The 14,538-nt window shown below is 70.2% G+C and carries 14 protein-coding genes and 1 pseudogene; 5 read left to right on the forward strand and 10 right to left on the reverse strand.

Annotated elements, in window-relative coordinates; translation table 11 throughout:
• Positions 1-26: 26 nt before the first annotated feature.
• Positions 27-1,583 (reverse strand): FAD-binding oxidoreductase, encoded by a 1,557-nt coding sequence (locus ABT288_RS31785; protein WP_351615045.1) that lies wholly within the window; start codon positions 1,581-1,583, stop codon positions 27-29.
• A 352-nt stretch (positions 1,584-1,935) separates the two neighbouring features.
• Between ABT288_RS31785 and pstS the strand changes: the two genes are divergently transcribed.
• From pstS to pstB, 4 genes are all read left to right on the forward strand, one after another.
• The gene (gene pstS / locus ABT288_RS31790) at positions 1,936-3,069 is read left to right on the forward strand and encodes a phosphate ABC transporter substrate-binding protein PstS (protein WP_351615117.1); all 1,134 of its coding nucleotides are present in this window, start codon (positions 1,936-1,938) and stop codon (positions 3,067-3,069) included.
• Positions 3,070-3,185: 116 nt separating this feature from the next.
• On the forward strand, positions 3,186-4,196 hold the full coding sequence (pstC, locus tag ABT288_RS31795; protein WP_351615047.1) for a phosphate ABC transporter permease subunit PstC: 1,011 nt from the start codon (positions 3,186-3,188) through the stop codon (positions 4,194-4,196).
• A complete protein-coding gene (gene pstA / locus ABT288_RS31800; protein WP_351615050.1) occupies positions 4,193-5,254 on the forward strand; it encodes a phosphate ABC transporter permease PstA in 1,062 nt (353 codons plus the stop codon). The genes pstC and pstA overlap by 4 nt, the downstream gene beginning before the upstream one ends.
• 77 nt (positions 5,255-5,331) lie before the next feature.
• Positions 5,332-6,108 carry a phosphate ABC transporter ATP-binding protein PstB gene (gene pstB / locus ABT288_RS31805; RefSeq protein ID WP_351615054.1) on the forward strand — a complete coding sequence of 259 codons (777 nt, stop codon included), beginning with the start codon at positions 5,332-5,334 and terminating at the stop codon, positions 6,106-6,108.
• A gap of 133 nt (positions 6,109-6,241) precedes the next feature.
• On the opposite strand, the pseudogene ABT288_RS31810 reads toward pstB, so the two are convergent.
• The 4 genes and pseudogenes from ABT288_RS31810 to ABT288_RS31825 all read right to left on the reverse strand — a co-directional run.
• A pseudogene (locus tag ABT288_RS31810) lies at positions 6,242-6,544 on the reverse strand (PIN domain-containing protein); the annotation flags it as partial.
• Positions 6,541-6,804 carry a hypothetical protein gene (locus ABT288_RS31815; protein ID WP_351615057.1) on the reverse strand — a complete coding sequence of 88 codons (264 nt, stop codon included), beginning with the start codon at positions 6,802-6,804 and terminating at the stop codon, positions 6,541-6,543. The pseudogene ABT288_RS31810 and the gene ABT288_RS31815, both read right to left, overlap by 4 nt.
• Before the next feature lie 55 nt (positions 6,805-6,859).
• On the reverse strand, positions 6,860-7,858 hold the full coding sequence (locus ABT288_RS31820; RefSeq protein ID WP_351615059.1) for an inorganic phosphate transporter: 999 nt from the start codon (positions 7,856-7,858) through the stop codon (positions 6,860-6,862).
• Positions 7,859-7,865: 7 nt separating this feature from the next.
• The gene (locus ABT288_RS31825; RefSeq protein ID WP_351615062.1) at positions 7,866-8,486 is read right to left on the reverse strand and encodes a DUF47 domain-containing protein; all 621 of its coding nucleotides are present in this window, start codon (positions 8,484-8,486) and stop codon (positions 7,866-7,868) included.
• A gap of 229 nt (positions 8,487-8,715) precedes the next feature.
• On the opposite strand from ABT288_RS31825, the gene ABT288_RS31830 reads away from it, so the two are divergent.
• Entirely contained in the window at positions 8,716-9,021 is a 306-nt protein-coding gene (locus tag ABT288_RS31830) for a metal-sensitive transcriptional regulator (protein WP_020940900.1), read from the forward strand.
• A gap of 77 nt (positions 9,022-9,098) precedes the next feature.
• Here the strand turns inward: ABT288_RS31830 and ABT288_RS31835 are convergent, their stop codons facing one another.
• The 5 genes from ABT288_RS31835 to ABT288_RS31855 form a co-directional block, all read right to left on the reverse strand.
• Positions 9,099-9,260, reverse strand: coding sequence for a hypothetical protein (locus ABT288_RS31835; protein WP_351615119.1), 162 nt, complete (start codon positions 9,258-9,260; stop codon positions 9,099-9,101).
• Positions 9,261-9,361: 101 nt separating this feature from the next.
• A complete protein-coding gene (locus tag ABT288_RS31840; RefSeq protein WP_351615064.1) occupies positions 9,362-10,210 on the reverse strand; it encodes an SCO4651 family lipoprotein in 849 nt (282 codons plus the stop codon).
• Positions 10,211-10,510: 300 nt separating this feature from the next.
• A complete protein-coding gene (locus tag ABT288_RS31845; RefSeq protein ID WP_351615067.1) occupies positions 10,511-10,918 on the reverse strand; it encodes an NUDIX hydrolase in 408 nt (135 codons plus the stop codon).
• A gap of 19 nt (positions 10,919-10,937) precedes the next feature.
• Positions 10,938-12,164: a CHAD domain-containing protein gene (locus tag ABT288_RS31850; RefSeq protein WP_351615070.1), complete on the reverse strand. Its 1,227-nt coding sequence runs from the start codon at positions 12,162-12,164 to the stop codon at positions 10,938-10,940.
• A complete protein-coding gene (locus ABT288_RS31855; RefSeq protein WP_450856722.1) occupies positions 12,145-14,499 on the reverse strand; it encodes an RNA degradosome polyphosphate kinase in 2,355 nt (784 codons plus the stop codon). Before ABT288_RS31855 ends, ABT288_RS31850 begins: the two co-directional genes overlap by 20 nt.
• Between the last annotated feature and the right edge of the window lie 39 nt (positions 14,500-14,538).

Consider the following 14,538-nt stretch of genomic DNA (forward strand, 5'->3'; position numbering starts at 1 on the left):
GCCGAGGAGGCACCCCTTCCCAGCGGCTACAGCCCCTGCGCGTAGGAGAAGAACCGCTGCGGGTCGTACTGCTTCTTCACCTGGGCGAGCCGGGTCGCCGCGTCCCCGTAGTAGGCCTTCTTCCAGTCCCGCAGCGTCGGGTCGGCGTAGTTCTGGTACGCCGCACCGGAGGCGTACGGGGCCATCGCCTGGTGGGCCGAGGTCAGCCAGGACTGGGCCGTGCCGCCGGAGGCTCCCGCGCCCCAGGACGCGATGTACTGGGCCAGCATCCGGGAGCGGCGGTGGACGAAGGCCGTCGCCGTGGGGGAGACACGGTTGACCGCGCCGCCGAGGGCGGTGAAGGCGATGCTGCCCGCGCCGCCCCGCACCGAGCCGATCTGCCGCAGCACGGTCTGGATGCCCGCCGCCGACAGCGAGCGGTCGAAGAAGTCCGAGCGGGCCGCGTACGTCTCCCGGCCCAGGCGGCCCTGGGGGGAACGGCCGGGGGTGGAGCCCGGCAGGTGGCACTGGGCGTCCGCGGAGAAGGAGGAGCAGCCGGCGTAGATCTCCATCGCCTCCTCGTAGCCCCGGCGGCGCAGGGTGACGGAGGAGGCGTTCGCGCCGGCCGCGTGGGCCAGGCGGTCCACGGCGTTCTGCAGTTCGCCGTAGGTGCCGAGGGAGAAGCAGGCCACGGAGATGCTGGGGGTGCGGCCCGGTGAGCACTCCAGGTGGAGGGAGGACCAGATCTCGTCCGGCTGGCCGGGGCCCCACTCCTGCCAGGCCTTCAGCACGCCCGCGGCCTTGGACCAGGGCCATGTCATGTACGCCGTCACCGCCTGCGGCGCCGGGTGGGTCTTGAACTGCAGCTCGGTGACGACGCCGAAGTTGCCGTTGCCCGCGCCGCGCAGCGCCCAGAAGAGGTCGGAGTGGGTCGAGGCGTTCGCCGTCACCTGGGTGCCGTCGGCCGTGATGACCGTCGCCTGGGTGAGGCTGTCGCAGGTCAGGCCGTAGGCGCGGGAGGCGACGCCGTGGCCGCCGCCGAGCACCAGGCCGGAGACGCCGACGGTGGGGCAGGAGCCCGCGGGGATGGTCGCGCCCTTCGCGGCCAGCGCCCGGTAGACGTCGATCAGCTTGGAGCCGGCGCCGACGACGGCCTGGCCGCCGGAGACGCGTATGCGGTTCAGCCGGGACACGTCGAGGATCAGGCGGTTGTCGCCGGAGGAGTAGCCCGCGTAGGAGTGGCCGCCGTTGCGTATGGAGACCCGCACGCCGTGGGCCTGGGCGTAGGCGAGGGCCGTACGGATGTCGTCGGCGTGGGCGGCGTAGGCCACCGCGGCGGGCTTCAGGGTGTCGAAGCGGGTGTTGTACAGCTGGTGGGCCGTCGTCCAGGTCGCCTCGCCGGGCCGGACCAGGGTGCCGTCCAGGTCATGGGCGAGAGCCGTCCAGTTCGCGGCGGCGTTCTCGCTGGTGGTCTTGAGAGACGTGAGCGAGGATGAGCCCGTGCTCGCCGAGGCGGTGGACCTGCCCGCGCCCGAGCTGCAGCCGGTCAGTGCGGTCGCGGCCAGTACGGCCGTGCCGCCCGCGATGAACGTACGCCGTTCCATGCCCATCGTCCCGTGTCGCCTTTCCGTGGACCCCCTTGGTCCTACGTGGGGTGAGACGGCCGTGCGGGTACGTTGGTTCGTAACAGTTCGCACACAGGGAATCGAACGTCGAAGACGTGTGCGCGTAACCCGGGCGTCGGAACCTCTGCGTGCCCTCCCCGTGAGCATTCCGTGACCTAACCGGGCCGACGGCAGGGGTTCACCCGCCGTTCACTTCCGGCCATCGGCGGCTTCACCTGTTCTGCCTAATTTCGGCCGTGCACGGTGCGGAGCGCGGCCCTATATGCGCTCGCGCTCCTCCATACCTCGCACGCCGCCGGACAGCGGCGGCTTCTGGAAGGAACTCCTGAAAGTGATGCTTCAGCGCAAGAACCGGCTGCGCGCCCTTTCGCTCGGTGCGATCGCCGTGACCGGCACCCTGGCCCTGACGGCGTGCGGCTCCAACGACAACGGTGGCGGTTCGAAGGCGTCGGGCAACCCGTCCGGCTCCACCAACGCCTCCTCCATCAAGTGTGACAACGCCAAGGGCCAGCTGCTCGCAGACGGCTCCTCCGCGCAGAAGAACGCGATCGACGCCTGGGTCAAGGAGTTCTCCCAGGCCTGTGGCGTGCAGATCAACTACAAGGGCGGCGGCTCCGGCGCCGGTGTCACCTCCTTCACCCAGGGCCAGCTGGCCTTCGCCGGTTCCGACTCCGCGCTGAAGCCGGCCGAGGTCACCGCCTCCAAGCAGGTCTGCTCCGGCGGCCAGGGCATCGACCTGCCGATGGTCGGCGGCCCGATCGCCCTCGGCTACAACGTCCCGGGTGTCGACAACCTGGTCCTGGACGCCCCGACCATCGCCAAGATCTTCGACAGCAAGATCACCAACTGGAACGACCCGGCGATCAAGAAGCTGAACCCGTCGGCGAAGCTTCCCGACCTGAAGATCCAGGCGTTCCACCGCTCGGACGAGTCCGGCACCACGGACAACTTCACCAAGTACCTGATCGCCACCACCCCGGACAACTGGAAGTACTCCGGCGGCAAGGCCTGGCAGGCCAAGGGCGGCCAGTCCGCTCCGCAGTCCGCGGGTGTGGCCCAGCAGGTCAAGCAGACCTCCGGCGCCATCGGCTACTTCGAGCTGTCCTACGTCAAGGACGGCCTGAAGGCGGTCTCCATCAACACCGGTGCCAGCAAGCCGGTCGCGCCCAGCACCGACTCCGCCACCGCCGACATCGCGGCCGCCAAGGTCGTCGGCACCGGCAAGGACCTGTCGCTGAAGCTGGACTACGCCACCAAGGCCGAGGGTGCCTACCCGATTACCCTGGTGACGTACGAGATTGTCTGTGACAAGGGCAACAAGGCGGACACCCTGCCCGCCACCAAGGCCTTCCTGCGCTACATCGCCAGCGAGGACGGCCAGAAGATCCTCTCCACGATCAACTACGCGCCCGTTCCCGACGCGATCATCAGCAAGGTCCGCACCACCGTCGAGGGCCTGAGCTGACCTGATCCGAAAGTGCGGCCCGTGCCCGACAGGGCCCGGGCCGCCCCGTCCGGTGCACCGCCGCCAGGAGCCGCCGCCCCGCCAGGGGCGGCCGGCTCAGCAGACCGGAGAACCCGATGGACATATCGACCAAGAAGACGGACACACCTCCTCCCCCCACGCCTCAGCCCACCCTGGCCGAGCAGAAGCGCAACGCCCGCGGCGCGACCCGCGCGGGTGACCGCCTCTTCCTCGGCCTGTCCCGTGGGTCCGGCATCCTGCTGCTGGTGATCATGGCCGCGATCGCGGTCTTCCTCACCTACCGTGCCTCCCTCGCGATCGGCAAGGACCACGGTAACTTCCTGACCACCTCCGAGTGGAACACCAACCTCATCCCGCCGACCTTCGGCATCGCGGTACTGGCCTTCGGCACGATCGTCTCCTCGGTCATCGCCATGCTGCTCGCCGTCCCGGTCGCGGTCTCCATCGCGCTGTTCATCACGCACTACGCACCGCGCCGGCTCGCCGGTCCCGTCGCGTACGTGATCGACCTGCTCGCCGCCGTGCCGTCCATCGTGTACGGCCTGTGGGGCGCGCTGATCCTCGTCCCGCACATGAACGGCCTCTACGGCTGGCTCAACGACTTCTTCGGCTGGACCGGCGTCTTCTCCTGGGACCAGGGCGCCCCGCGCTCGATGCTCACCGTCGGCATCCTGCTCGCGATCATGATCCTGCCGATCATCACCAACGTGAGCCGAGAGGTCTTCCGCCAGGTCCCGCGCATGCACGAGGAGGCCGCCCTGGCCCTCGGCGCCACGCGCTGGGAGGTCATCCGCATGTCCGTGCTGCCCTTCGGCCGCTCCGGCGTGATCTCCGCGTCGATGCTCGGCCTCGGCCGCGCGCTCGGCGAGACGATGGCCGTGGCCACCGTGCTCTCCCCCGACTTCATCATCCACGCCAGCCTGCTCAACCCGGGCGGCGGCACCTTCGCCCAGAACATCGCCAGCAAGTTCAGCGAGGCGACGGAGTTCGGCCGGGACGCGCTCATCGCCTCCGGTCTGGTCCTGTTCGTCATCACCCTGCTGGTCAACGGCGCGGCCCGGCTCATCATCGCCCGCCGTGCGGAGTACTCGGGGGCCAACGCATGAGCACCGCAGCCGTCACCGACAAGCGCCCCAGCACCCTGCGCGGCGCCAGCCTGCCCAAGTGGTCGCCCTGGGCGATCGCCGCGGGCTCCCTCGCCCTGGGCGTCGGCATCTCCCTGGCCGCCGGCCTGGACAGCAAGATCCAGTGGGGTCTGATCGCCGCGGTCCTGTTCGTCCTCGGTACGTACGTGATCGCCGCGCGCGTCGAGGGCCGCCGGCAGGCCAAGGACCGCATCGCGACCAGCCTCGTCTGGGTCGCCTTCGTGCTCGCCGTGGTGCCGCTGGTCTCCCTGATCTGGGTGACCGTCGCACGCGGTGTGAAGGTCCTGAACGTCTACTTCCTCACCCACTCCATGGGTGTCGTCGCCGACACCGAGCCCGGCGGCGGCATCTACCACGCCATCATCGGCAGCCTGGAGCAGGTCGGCCTCGCCACCCTGATCGGCGCCCCGATCGGCGTGCTGACCGCGATCTACCTGGTGGAGTACGGCCGCGGCCGGCTCGCCAAGGCCGTCACCTTCTTCGTCGACGTGATGACCGGTATCCCGTCGATCGTCGCGGGTCTGTTCATCCTGTCGCTGATGCTCATCTTCAAGATGCAGCCGTTCGGCTTCGCCGGTTCGCTGGCCCTGGCCATCCTGATGATGCCGGTCGTCGTCCGGTCCACCGAGGAGATGCTCAAGCTCGTCCCGAACGAGCTGCGTGAGGCGTCCCTGGCGCTCGGCGTGCCGAAGTGGCGCACCATCCTGAAGGTGGTCCTGCCGACCTCCCTCGGTGGCATCACCACCGGCATCATGCTGGCGATCGCCCGCATCGCCGGTGAGACCGCGCCGGTTCTGCTGCTGGTCTTCGGCAACCCGTTCATCAACAACAACCCCTTCGAGGGTGCGCAGGCGTCGCTGCCGCTGTACATCTACCAGCAGTTCGCCAACAGCGCGGGTTCCGGAGCGGCGTACGACCGTGCGTGGGCGGCCTCCCTGACGCTGATCGCCTTCGTGATGATCCTCAACCTGGTGGCCCGCAGCATCGCTCGCTGGAAGGCTCCGAAGACCGGTCGCTGACCGTATCGATTTGCGGCTACCGCCGCGTGGCGGCCAACCCCGGCGGCTGACAAGACTTATCTGGAAGTGAAGTAGACATGGCCAAGCGAATCGACGTAAGCGGACTGACCGCCTACTACGGCTCCCACAAGGCGATCGAGGACATCTCGATGACCGTCGAGCCGCGTTCGGTGACGGCGTTCATCGGCCCCTCCGGCTGCGGCAAGTCGACGTTCCTGCGCACGCTGAACCGTATGCACGAGGTCACCCCCGGTGGCCGCGTCGAGGGCAAGGTGCTGCTGGACGACGAGGACCTGTACGGCGCCGGGATCGACCCGGTGTCCGTCCGCCGCGAGGTGGGCATGGTCTTCCAGCGCCCGAACCCGTTTCCGACGATGTCGATCTTCGACAACGTGGCGGCGGGCCTGCGCCTGAACGGCAAGTACAAGAAGAGCGAGCTGAACGACGTCGTCGAGAAGTCGCTCAAGGGCGCGAACCTCTGGAACGAGGTCAAGGACCGCCTGAACAAGCCGGGCTCCGGGCTCTCGGGCGGCCAGCAGCAGCGTCTGTGCATCGCGCGCGCGATCGCGGTCGAGCCGAAGGTCCTCCTGATGGACGAGCCCTGCTCCGCCCTGGACCCGATCTCCACCCTCGCCATCGAGGACCTGATCGGCGAGCTGAAGGAGCGCTTCACGATCGTCATCGTGACGCACAACATGCAGCAGGCGGCGCGTGTCTCGGACCGTACGGCGTTCTTCAACCTCGCTGCGGTGGGCCAGCCCGGCCGCCTGATCGAGATCGACGACACCGAGCGCATCTTCTCCAACCCGTCCGTCCAGGCGACCGAGGACTACATCTCGGGCCGCTTCGGCTGACCGGCGCGCCGGCTTCGGCTGAGCCGAGGCCGGTGTCCCAGGACCCCTCGCGGTGCTGCATGGCGGTGCCACCGCGAGGACGCAGGAAGGGCCCGCCCCTGGCTTCCGGGGGCGGGCCCACTGCGTTCGGCCGCTACGGAGTGAGGTCCAGCACACGCACCGGCTCGCCGATCCACCGGTCCGGGGTGGTGGTGGCGACGATCGCCCCGTCGGGACGGTCCGGGGTGGGCTGAGCAGCGTACTGACAGTGCGCCGCGGCCCACGTGTTCTGCCGGGCGACCGCCAGGGCGGCGGGCAGGTCCAGGTCCAGGACGATGATGCCGGGAAGGGCGGCGAGATGTTCTGCCGTGCCGGGGCGGGACCGGTCGGCTTCGACCAGTGCGCACGCCGGGGCGTACAGGTACCAGCCGGTCTCCACGTGGGCGCGGTGGATCAACCCGCCGCCCGGGCCAATCGGCGGTCCAGCTCGCTGTCGAGGTCCCGTTCCTCCGCGGGACTGGGCGCGTAGCCGGTCCACTCCGTCAGGGCGGCGCGGGTCTGCTCGGCCCGCTCGGCCCGCTCGGCCCGCTCGGCGGGCGTGAGCAGGGTTTCGGCCAGCCGCACCAGGTAGGCGCGCAGCGACATCCCTTCGGCTGCCGCTATGGCGGCGAGCCGGTCCCGGGCCTCCTCAGGGATACGGATGTTGGCGTCGGACATCTCGGACTCCTCTGCACACCACGGGTACGGGTACGTACCCGTGCCCCACCAAGGGCTACAGCACCGTCAGTTTCAGCACGCCGAAAGCCAGCGCAGCGACCAGCCCTGCTGCCGGCATCGTGATGAACCAGCCCAGGACGATGTTCTTGGCCACGCCCCAGCGGACGGCGTTGACGCGCCTGGTCGCGCCGACGCCCATGATCGCGGAGGTGATGACGTGGGTCGTGGAGATCGGCGCCTTGAAGAGGAACGCGGTGCCGAACATGATCGAGGCGCCGGTGGCCTCGGCCGCGAAGCCCTGCGGCGGGTCCAGCTCGATGATCTTGCGGCCCAGGGTGCGCATGATGCGCCAGCCGCCCGCGTAGGTGCCGAGGGACAGCATCACCGCCGAGACGATCTTCACCCAGACCGGGATCGGCTCGCCGAACGTCTCGTGGCCGGAAATCACCAGTGCCATCACGACCACACCCATGGTCTTCTGGGCGTCCTGGAGGCCGTGCCCGAGGGCCATGCCCGCCGCCGAGACCGTCTGCGCCATACGGAAGCCGCGCTTGGCCTTGTGCGGGTTGGCCCGGCGGAACAGCCACATGATCGCCAGCATGACGAGGTAACCGACGATCAGACCGACCACCGGGGACAGGAACATCGGGATGATGACCTTGTCCAGCACGCCGTTCCAGTACACCGCCGTACCGCCCGCCAGGGCCGCGCCGACGAGGCCGCCGAACAGGGCGTGGGAGGACGAGGACGGCAGGCCGAAGTACCAGGTGATCAGGTTCCAGGTGATCGCGCCCAGCAGGGCCGCGAAGAGGATGCCCATCCCCGTCGAGCCCGAGGGGGTCTCGATCAGGCCCTCGCTGACGGTCTTGGCGACCCCGGTGCCGAAGAAGGCACCGGCCATGTTCATGACCGCGGCCATGGCGAGCGCCGCCCGCGGGGTCAGCGCCCGCGTCGACACCGACGTCGCGATCGCGTTCGCCGAGTCGTGGAAGCCGTTGGTGTACGTGAAGAAGAGCGCGACCGCGATGGTCACGACCAGGGCGAAGGTGTCCATCGACGCCTCAGGACTCCTTGACGGCGATGGTCTCCACCGTGTTCGCCACGTGCTCGAACGCGTCCGCGGCCTCTTCCAGGACGTCCACGATCTGCTTGAGCTTGAGCACCTCGATCGCGTCGTACTTGCCGTTGAAGAGGTGGGCCAGCAGCTTGCGGTGGATCTGGTCGGCCTGGTTCTCCAGCCGGTTGACCTCGATCCAGTACTCGGTGAGGTTGTCCATCGTGCGGAGGTTGGGCATGGCCTCGGCGGTGAGCTCCGCCGCCCGGGCCAGAACCTCGATCTGCTGCTCGACGCCCTTCGGCAGTTCCTCGACGTTGTAGAGGACGACCAGGTCGACGGCCTCCTCCATGAAGTCCATGATGTCGTCGAGGGACCCGGCGAGGGAGTAGATGTCCTCGCGGTCGAACGGCGTGATGAACGAGGAGTTCAGCTGGTGGAAGATCGCGTGTGTGGCGTCGTCACCCGCGTGTTCCGCGGCCCGCATACGCTCTGCGATCTCGGCCCGGGCAGGTCCGTCCGCCCCGAGCAGTTCCATCAGGAGTTTCGAGCCGGTGACGATGTTGTCCGCGGAGGCGGCGAACATGTCGTAGAAGCTCGTCTCCCTGGGGGTCAGACGAAAGCGCACGTGGGGTCCTCGGGGTGCTTCGGTTTCGGTCAGGCTGATGCTAGGCGCATCATCCGGCCACGGCTAATGGGCCGCATCCCAGTGTCGCCCATCGGGCAGAGTGATCAGCACGGGGGCGTACCAACGGCTCCTTACCCCGGAAAGTTGGTTACCATATACCCAGTAGGGGTATGTATCCCCGGTTGTGTCCGTAGCTAGTCCGCAGCTCGTCCCGAGATGGAGGCCCGCGATGACGACGACCGAGGCCGGCGCCACGCACGGCTACCACAAGCAGAAGGACGAGCACCTCAAGCGGCTGCGCCGGATCGAGGGGCAGATCCGCGGCCTGCAGCGGATGGTGGACGAGGACACGTACTGCATCGACATACTCACGCAGGTCTCCGCCTCCACCAAGGCCCTGCAGTCCTTCGCGCTGCAGCTGCTGGAGGAGCATCTGCGGCACTGTGTCGCCGACGCGGCCTTGAAGGGCGGCGACGAGATCGACGCGAAGGTCGACGAGGCGACGAAGGCGATCGGCCGGCTCCTGCGCACCTGAGCCCGGCTCTCTGCGCACCTGAGCCCGGCTCTCCCGCGCACCTGAACCCGGGGCGCTGAGACCCGTCGCCGGGTGGCTCAATCCGACTGCCGCTCCTCGGCCACCCGCAGCACCGCGTCGATGCTCTCCAGGCTGAGCCGGTCCTCGGCAGCGGAGGCCGCGATGATCAGCTCTCCGCACAGCTCGATCTCGGCGAGGGCCACGTGGTCCTGCACCGCCGTACCGCCGACCGGAGCCACCCGCCTCACCTCTTCCCTGCCGTCACCGACTTCCTAGAGTAGGCAGCGCTCTACACACCGCGCATGGCACGGACGGGCTACTTACGGGGTGGTGCCGCGGACTAGTTGCCGTCCTCGGCGATACGGCCCGCGTAGATGTCCGCCGAGCGCGGCAGCCCTACGTCGGCGGGGGCGCCGAAGTCGTAGAGGAGGGTGGTCGAGGCGACCGCCACGGGGGTCTTCTGCCGGCCGTTGACGAAGCTGAAGCGCTGCCTGAGCTTGCGGATGCGGCCCTGGTCGTCGAGGTAGGCGTCGAACGGCACTTCGGCCGTGGCGAACCCTTTCGCCGCCGCGGCCAGGGGTGCCCTGTTCTCGGCGGAGGCCCGGTGGGCCGCGCTGCTCAGATCCGCCGTGCCCCGGTAGTGCCGCACCGCGGTCCCGCCGACCTCGGTCCTGCCGACGTAGCTCGCCGTCCGCGTCCCGCGCAGCACCTCGGCCGCCGCGTACGGGTCGGTCGCGCCGCCGGTGACCAGGTTGCCGTCGGACAGTGTGGCGGTGTCCACCCGGACCCATTTGTCGGGGGGCACGCCCGCGCCCCGGTTCTTCATGAACAGGGCGCCGGGGGCGAGGAGTTCGGTGATCGGCTGGTGCTCGGAGGTGCCCGCCGGGTCCTCGGGCAGGACGACGGTGAGCCGGCCGAGCCGGTGCCGGTAGTCGTAGACGCCCTGGCCGCGGATGGTGACCCGGGTGCCGCCCGTGGCCATCTCCATGGAGGTGGTCGCCTTCGAACTGCCCGCGCCGCCCAGGGTGTCGGCGGCCCGTTGCAGCACGGCGACCGGATCGCCCCCGCCCTTGACGTCCTCGGCGGCGGCCCCGCTGCCGGAACAGCCCGTGGCACCCGCCCCGAGACCGAGCATGATGCCCACCGCGACGACCGTCCTGCCCGCGTTCCTGTGCTGCCGCCGATCCATCGCCTGCCTACCCCCAGCCGGTACGTCCGTCACGGGCCCCCTACACGTCCGGTTAACGACGGGTAGGGGGCGTCGTCACGCGCCGCCGGGGGTGGGGGAAGACAGACGAGCCCTTTTCGACCGCGGTGTCGGTAACGTTGTCGGTGTGGCGCAGCAGGAGGGGCCGGAGCGAGTCCGGCAGGGGCAGGAGCACCTCACCTCTACGACGGAACAGGGCCGCTTCTGTGTGGCCCGCTGTACCTGCGGCTGGCGCGGTCCGGCCCGCCGGGCCCGCAGTCAGGCCCGTACGGACGCGGAGGCTCACGCGGCGGATCTGTGAAGCGCGTCGACCAGCTCGCGGTCGCGGGGCTGGGTGAGGCGGCTGCGGGCCGCGGCGGGGGAGAGCCACAGGATCCGGTCCACCTCGGCGCTCGGCACGAAGTGCCCGCGGACCGCCTCGGCCGCCCAGTAACGCACCTGCTTGGGGCGGCCGTTCGCCATATACCGCAGGGTCGGCAGCTCCTCGCCGGGCGCGGCCGTGTACCCGGTCTCCTCCGCGACCTCCCGAAGGGCGCCCGCGAGCGCGTCCTCGCCGCGCTTGAGCTTGCCCTTCGGGTGCGACCAGTCGTCGTACTTCGGCCGGTGGACCAGACAGATCTCCAGGTCACCGGAGACCGGCGAGCGGCGCCACAGCACGCAGCCGGCCGCCCGCACCAACGTCTCGCTCACACCGCCTCCTCGGCAGAACTCAGGGTGTGCTGACGGTCTGCTTCTGCCAGGCCTGCTGGAAGGCGAACCTGGCGGCCTCCACCTCGTGCCGCTGGTCGGCGTGGAGCACGCCGAGCGCGTACGCCGTCGCCGGGGCGATCCGGGGCGTACGGGCGGCCTGGGCCGCCGCCGCTGCCGCCTCCGAGGCGTCCCGGTGCCGGTTCAGGGCCTGGCCGGCCGCCGACAGCCGTGCGTCCACGGCTGCTCCTCCAGGCTCTCGGCTCGGCTCGAGCTGGGAGCTGCCCCCGTCGGCGTGCAGCGCCTCCTGGGCGTACCGGTGCAGGCGCAGCAGCAGCCGGACCTGGTGCCAGGGGCCGTCCTGGGGGTGCGGGGACGGGTCCGGGGACAGTCCGTGCACCAGGGCCTCCGCGTTGTACGGGTGGCCCGCGACGACCAGGGGGAGCGCCGCGATCGCGTCTGTCAGCCGTTCCTCCGCAGCGGCTGCCAGGGGGCGCAGATCGGTGGTGGGCGCGGTGGGCGTGAGGGGGACCTCGCTGGCGAGTACGGCGACCTTGTCCGCGACGGCGTGGAAGCGGGACGAGCCGAGGGCTTGCAGCGCCGTGGAGTGGGCCCGGGTCCGGGCCAGGGTCAGCTGGCGTTCGAGCAGGGCGCCCGCTTTGGCCGCGCCCACCGTGAGGTTGCCGCGTTCCTGAGTCGCCGTCGGGTCGGCCGGGCCGCTGGAGTGGGAAGGTGCCGCTTTCAGCGGGACGGGCGCCGCCCCGGCGGCACGGCTGCCCGCGCCCACGGCGCCGACCGCCTGGGCGGGCAGGACCGTCGCCCCCGACAGCCGGTGCAACGCCAGCAACAGCCGTTCCAGCCGGGCCTCGTACGCGTGCTCCAGGCCCAACGTGCCGGACAGCCACGCCAGTTCGGGGCGCATCTCCTCGGACCAGCCGGGGTCGAGCAGCGGGCGGAAGGTGTGCAGGCTGCCGCTGATGCGGCGGGCCGAGCGGCGCAGCAGGCGTGCCGCGTCGACGGACTCCTCCGCGCCGCCCTCCCGCACGCTCGCGTACTCCCCCGCTCTCGGCTTCGCTCGGGCGGGGGCACCCCCATGCGCGGGGGCACCGCCGCCGTTGCCGCCGGTCCCGCGGTGCAGGCGCAGGGCGCGGAGGAACTCCGTGGCCTGGGCGCGCAGATACGCCGCGAGGGCGTCCCCCGTCACCACCTCGGCCGTGGGATCCGTCGGGTCAAGGTGTTGCTGTGCCACGCCGGCGCCTCCGGGCGTCTATGAGCATCTCCTGGACGTTGCGCAGGGGTTGGCCGTCCGCGTCGGTCGCGTGTCGCGTCCACTCGCCGTCCGGACCGAGGTGCCAGGAGGAGGTCGAATCGGACATGCCGGTGTCGAGCAGCCGGTTGAGGGCAGCCCGGTGTGCGGGGTCGACGACCCGCACCAGGGCCTCTATCCGGCGGTCGAGGTTGCGGTGCATCATGTCGGCGCTGCCGATCCACACCTCGGGCTCGCCGCCGTTGCCGAAGGCGAACACCCGGGAGTGCTCCAGGAAGCGGCCGAGGACCGAGCGGACCCGGATGTTCTCGGACAGGCCGGTGACGCCGGGGCGGACGGCGCAGATGCCGCGCACCCAGATGTCCACCGGCACGCCCGCCTGGGACGCGCGGTAGAGGGCGTCGATGACCGCCTCGTCGACCATCGAGTTGACCTTGAACCGGATGAACGCCGGCCGGCCCGCGCGGTGGTGCTGGACCTCCTTGTCTATCCGCGCTATCAGGCCGTCGCGCAGGGACTTGGGGGCCACCAGCAGGCGGCGGTAGGTCTCCCGGCGGGAGTAGCCCGACAGACGGTTGAAGAGGTCGGAGAGGTCCGCGCCGACCTGCTGGTCGGCGGTGAGCAGGCCCAGGTCCTCGTACAGGCGTGCCGTCTTCGGGTGGTAGTTGCCCGTGCCGACGTGGCTGTAGCGGCGCAGGGTCTCGCCCTCCTGGCGGACCACCAGGGACAGCTTGCAGTGCGTCTTCAGGCCGACCAGGCCGTAGACGACATGGCAGCCGGCCTCCTCCAGCTTGCGCGCCCACTTGATGTTGGCGTGCTCGTCGAAGCGGGCCTTGATCTCGACGAGGACGAGAACCTGCTTGCCGGACTCGGCGGCGTCGATGAGCGCGTCGACTATCGGGGAGTCGCCGGAGGTGCGGTACAGGGTCTGCTTGATCGCGAGGACGTCCGGGTCGGCCGCCGCCTGCTCCAGGAAGGCCTGCACCGAGGTGGAGAAGCTGTCGTACGGGTGGTGCAGCAGCACGTCCCGGGTGCGCAGGGCGGCGAAGATGTCCGGCGCGGACGCCGACTCGACCTCGGCGAGGTCACGGTGGGTGCCGGCGATGAACTTCGGGTATTTCAGCTCGGGCCGGTCGAGGCTGTGGATGCGGAAGAGGCCGGTGAGGTCGAGCGGGCCCGGCAGCGGGTACACCTCGGCCTCGGAGATCTTCAGCTCGCGGACCAGCAGGTCCAGCACCTCGCGGTCGATGGACTCCTCGACCTCCAGGCGCACCGGCGGGCCGAAGCGGCGCCGCATGAGCTCCTTCTCCAGGGCCTGGAGCAGGTTCTCGGCGTCGTCCTCCTCGACCTCCAGGTCCTCGTTGCGGGTGAGGCGGAAGGTGTGGTGCTCCAGCACCTCCATGCCCGGGAACAGCTCCTCCAGGTGCGCGGCGATGACGTCCTCGATGGGGACGTACCGGCCGGGGCTGCTCTCCAGGAAGCGGGACAGCAGCGGCGGCACCTTCACGCGGGCGAAGTGCTTGTGGCCGCTGACCGGGTTGCGTACGACGACGGCCAGGTTCAGGGAGAGGCCGGAGATGTACGGGAAGGGGTGCGCGGGGTCGACGGCCAGCGGGGTGAGGACCGGGAAGATCTGGTGCCGGAAGAGCGTGAACAGGCGCGCCTGCTCCTTGTCGGTCAGCTCGCTCCAGCGGACCAGGTGGATGCCCTCCTCCGCGAGCGCGGGGGCGACGTCCTCGTGGTAGCAGGCGGCGTGCCGGGCCATGAGCTCGCGCGAGCGGGCCCAGATCATCTCCAGCACCTCGCGCGGCTGCAGCCCCGAGGCGGAGCGCGTCGCGACCCCGGTGGCGATACGGCGCTTCAGACCGGCCACCCGGACCATGAAGAACTCGTCCAGGTTGCTGGCGAAGATCGCGAGGAAGTTCGCGCGCTCCAGCAGCGGCGTGTTCGGGTCCTCGGCCAGCTCCAGAACGCGTTCGTTGAAGGCCAGCCAGCTGCGCTCACGGTCGAGGAATCGGCCCTGCGGCAGGGGGGTGCCCTCGGCCTTCGACTCTTCGTACGCGTCCAGGTCCGCGTCGAGGTCGGGTTCGAGGTCGGACACCGCGCCCTGCGCGACATGCGTGCGGTGCGCGGCTATGGAGCCCACGTCGGGCTGGATGCGCTGGACCTCTGCCTGGGTGTCTGGCTGACTCATGACCCCATTCTTCCGCGCCACGGGCATGACGGGCGCGTCGGAACGTGCGGGCGGGAGCGTCACGGCCCCGTTCCCCGCGGGCCCCTCGGGGGGCGGCGAAGGCTCTGGCACGACGGGCTTCATTGGCCGAGCGTCGCAAGTCTGGCTGAATCAATGGTTACG

The organism is Streptomyces sp. NPDC001093 (genome assembly GCF_040298985.1).
In the GTDB taxonomy this organism is placed as follows: Bacteria; Actinomycetota; Actinomycetes; order Streptomycetales; family Streptomycetaceae; genus Streptomyces.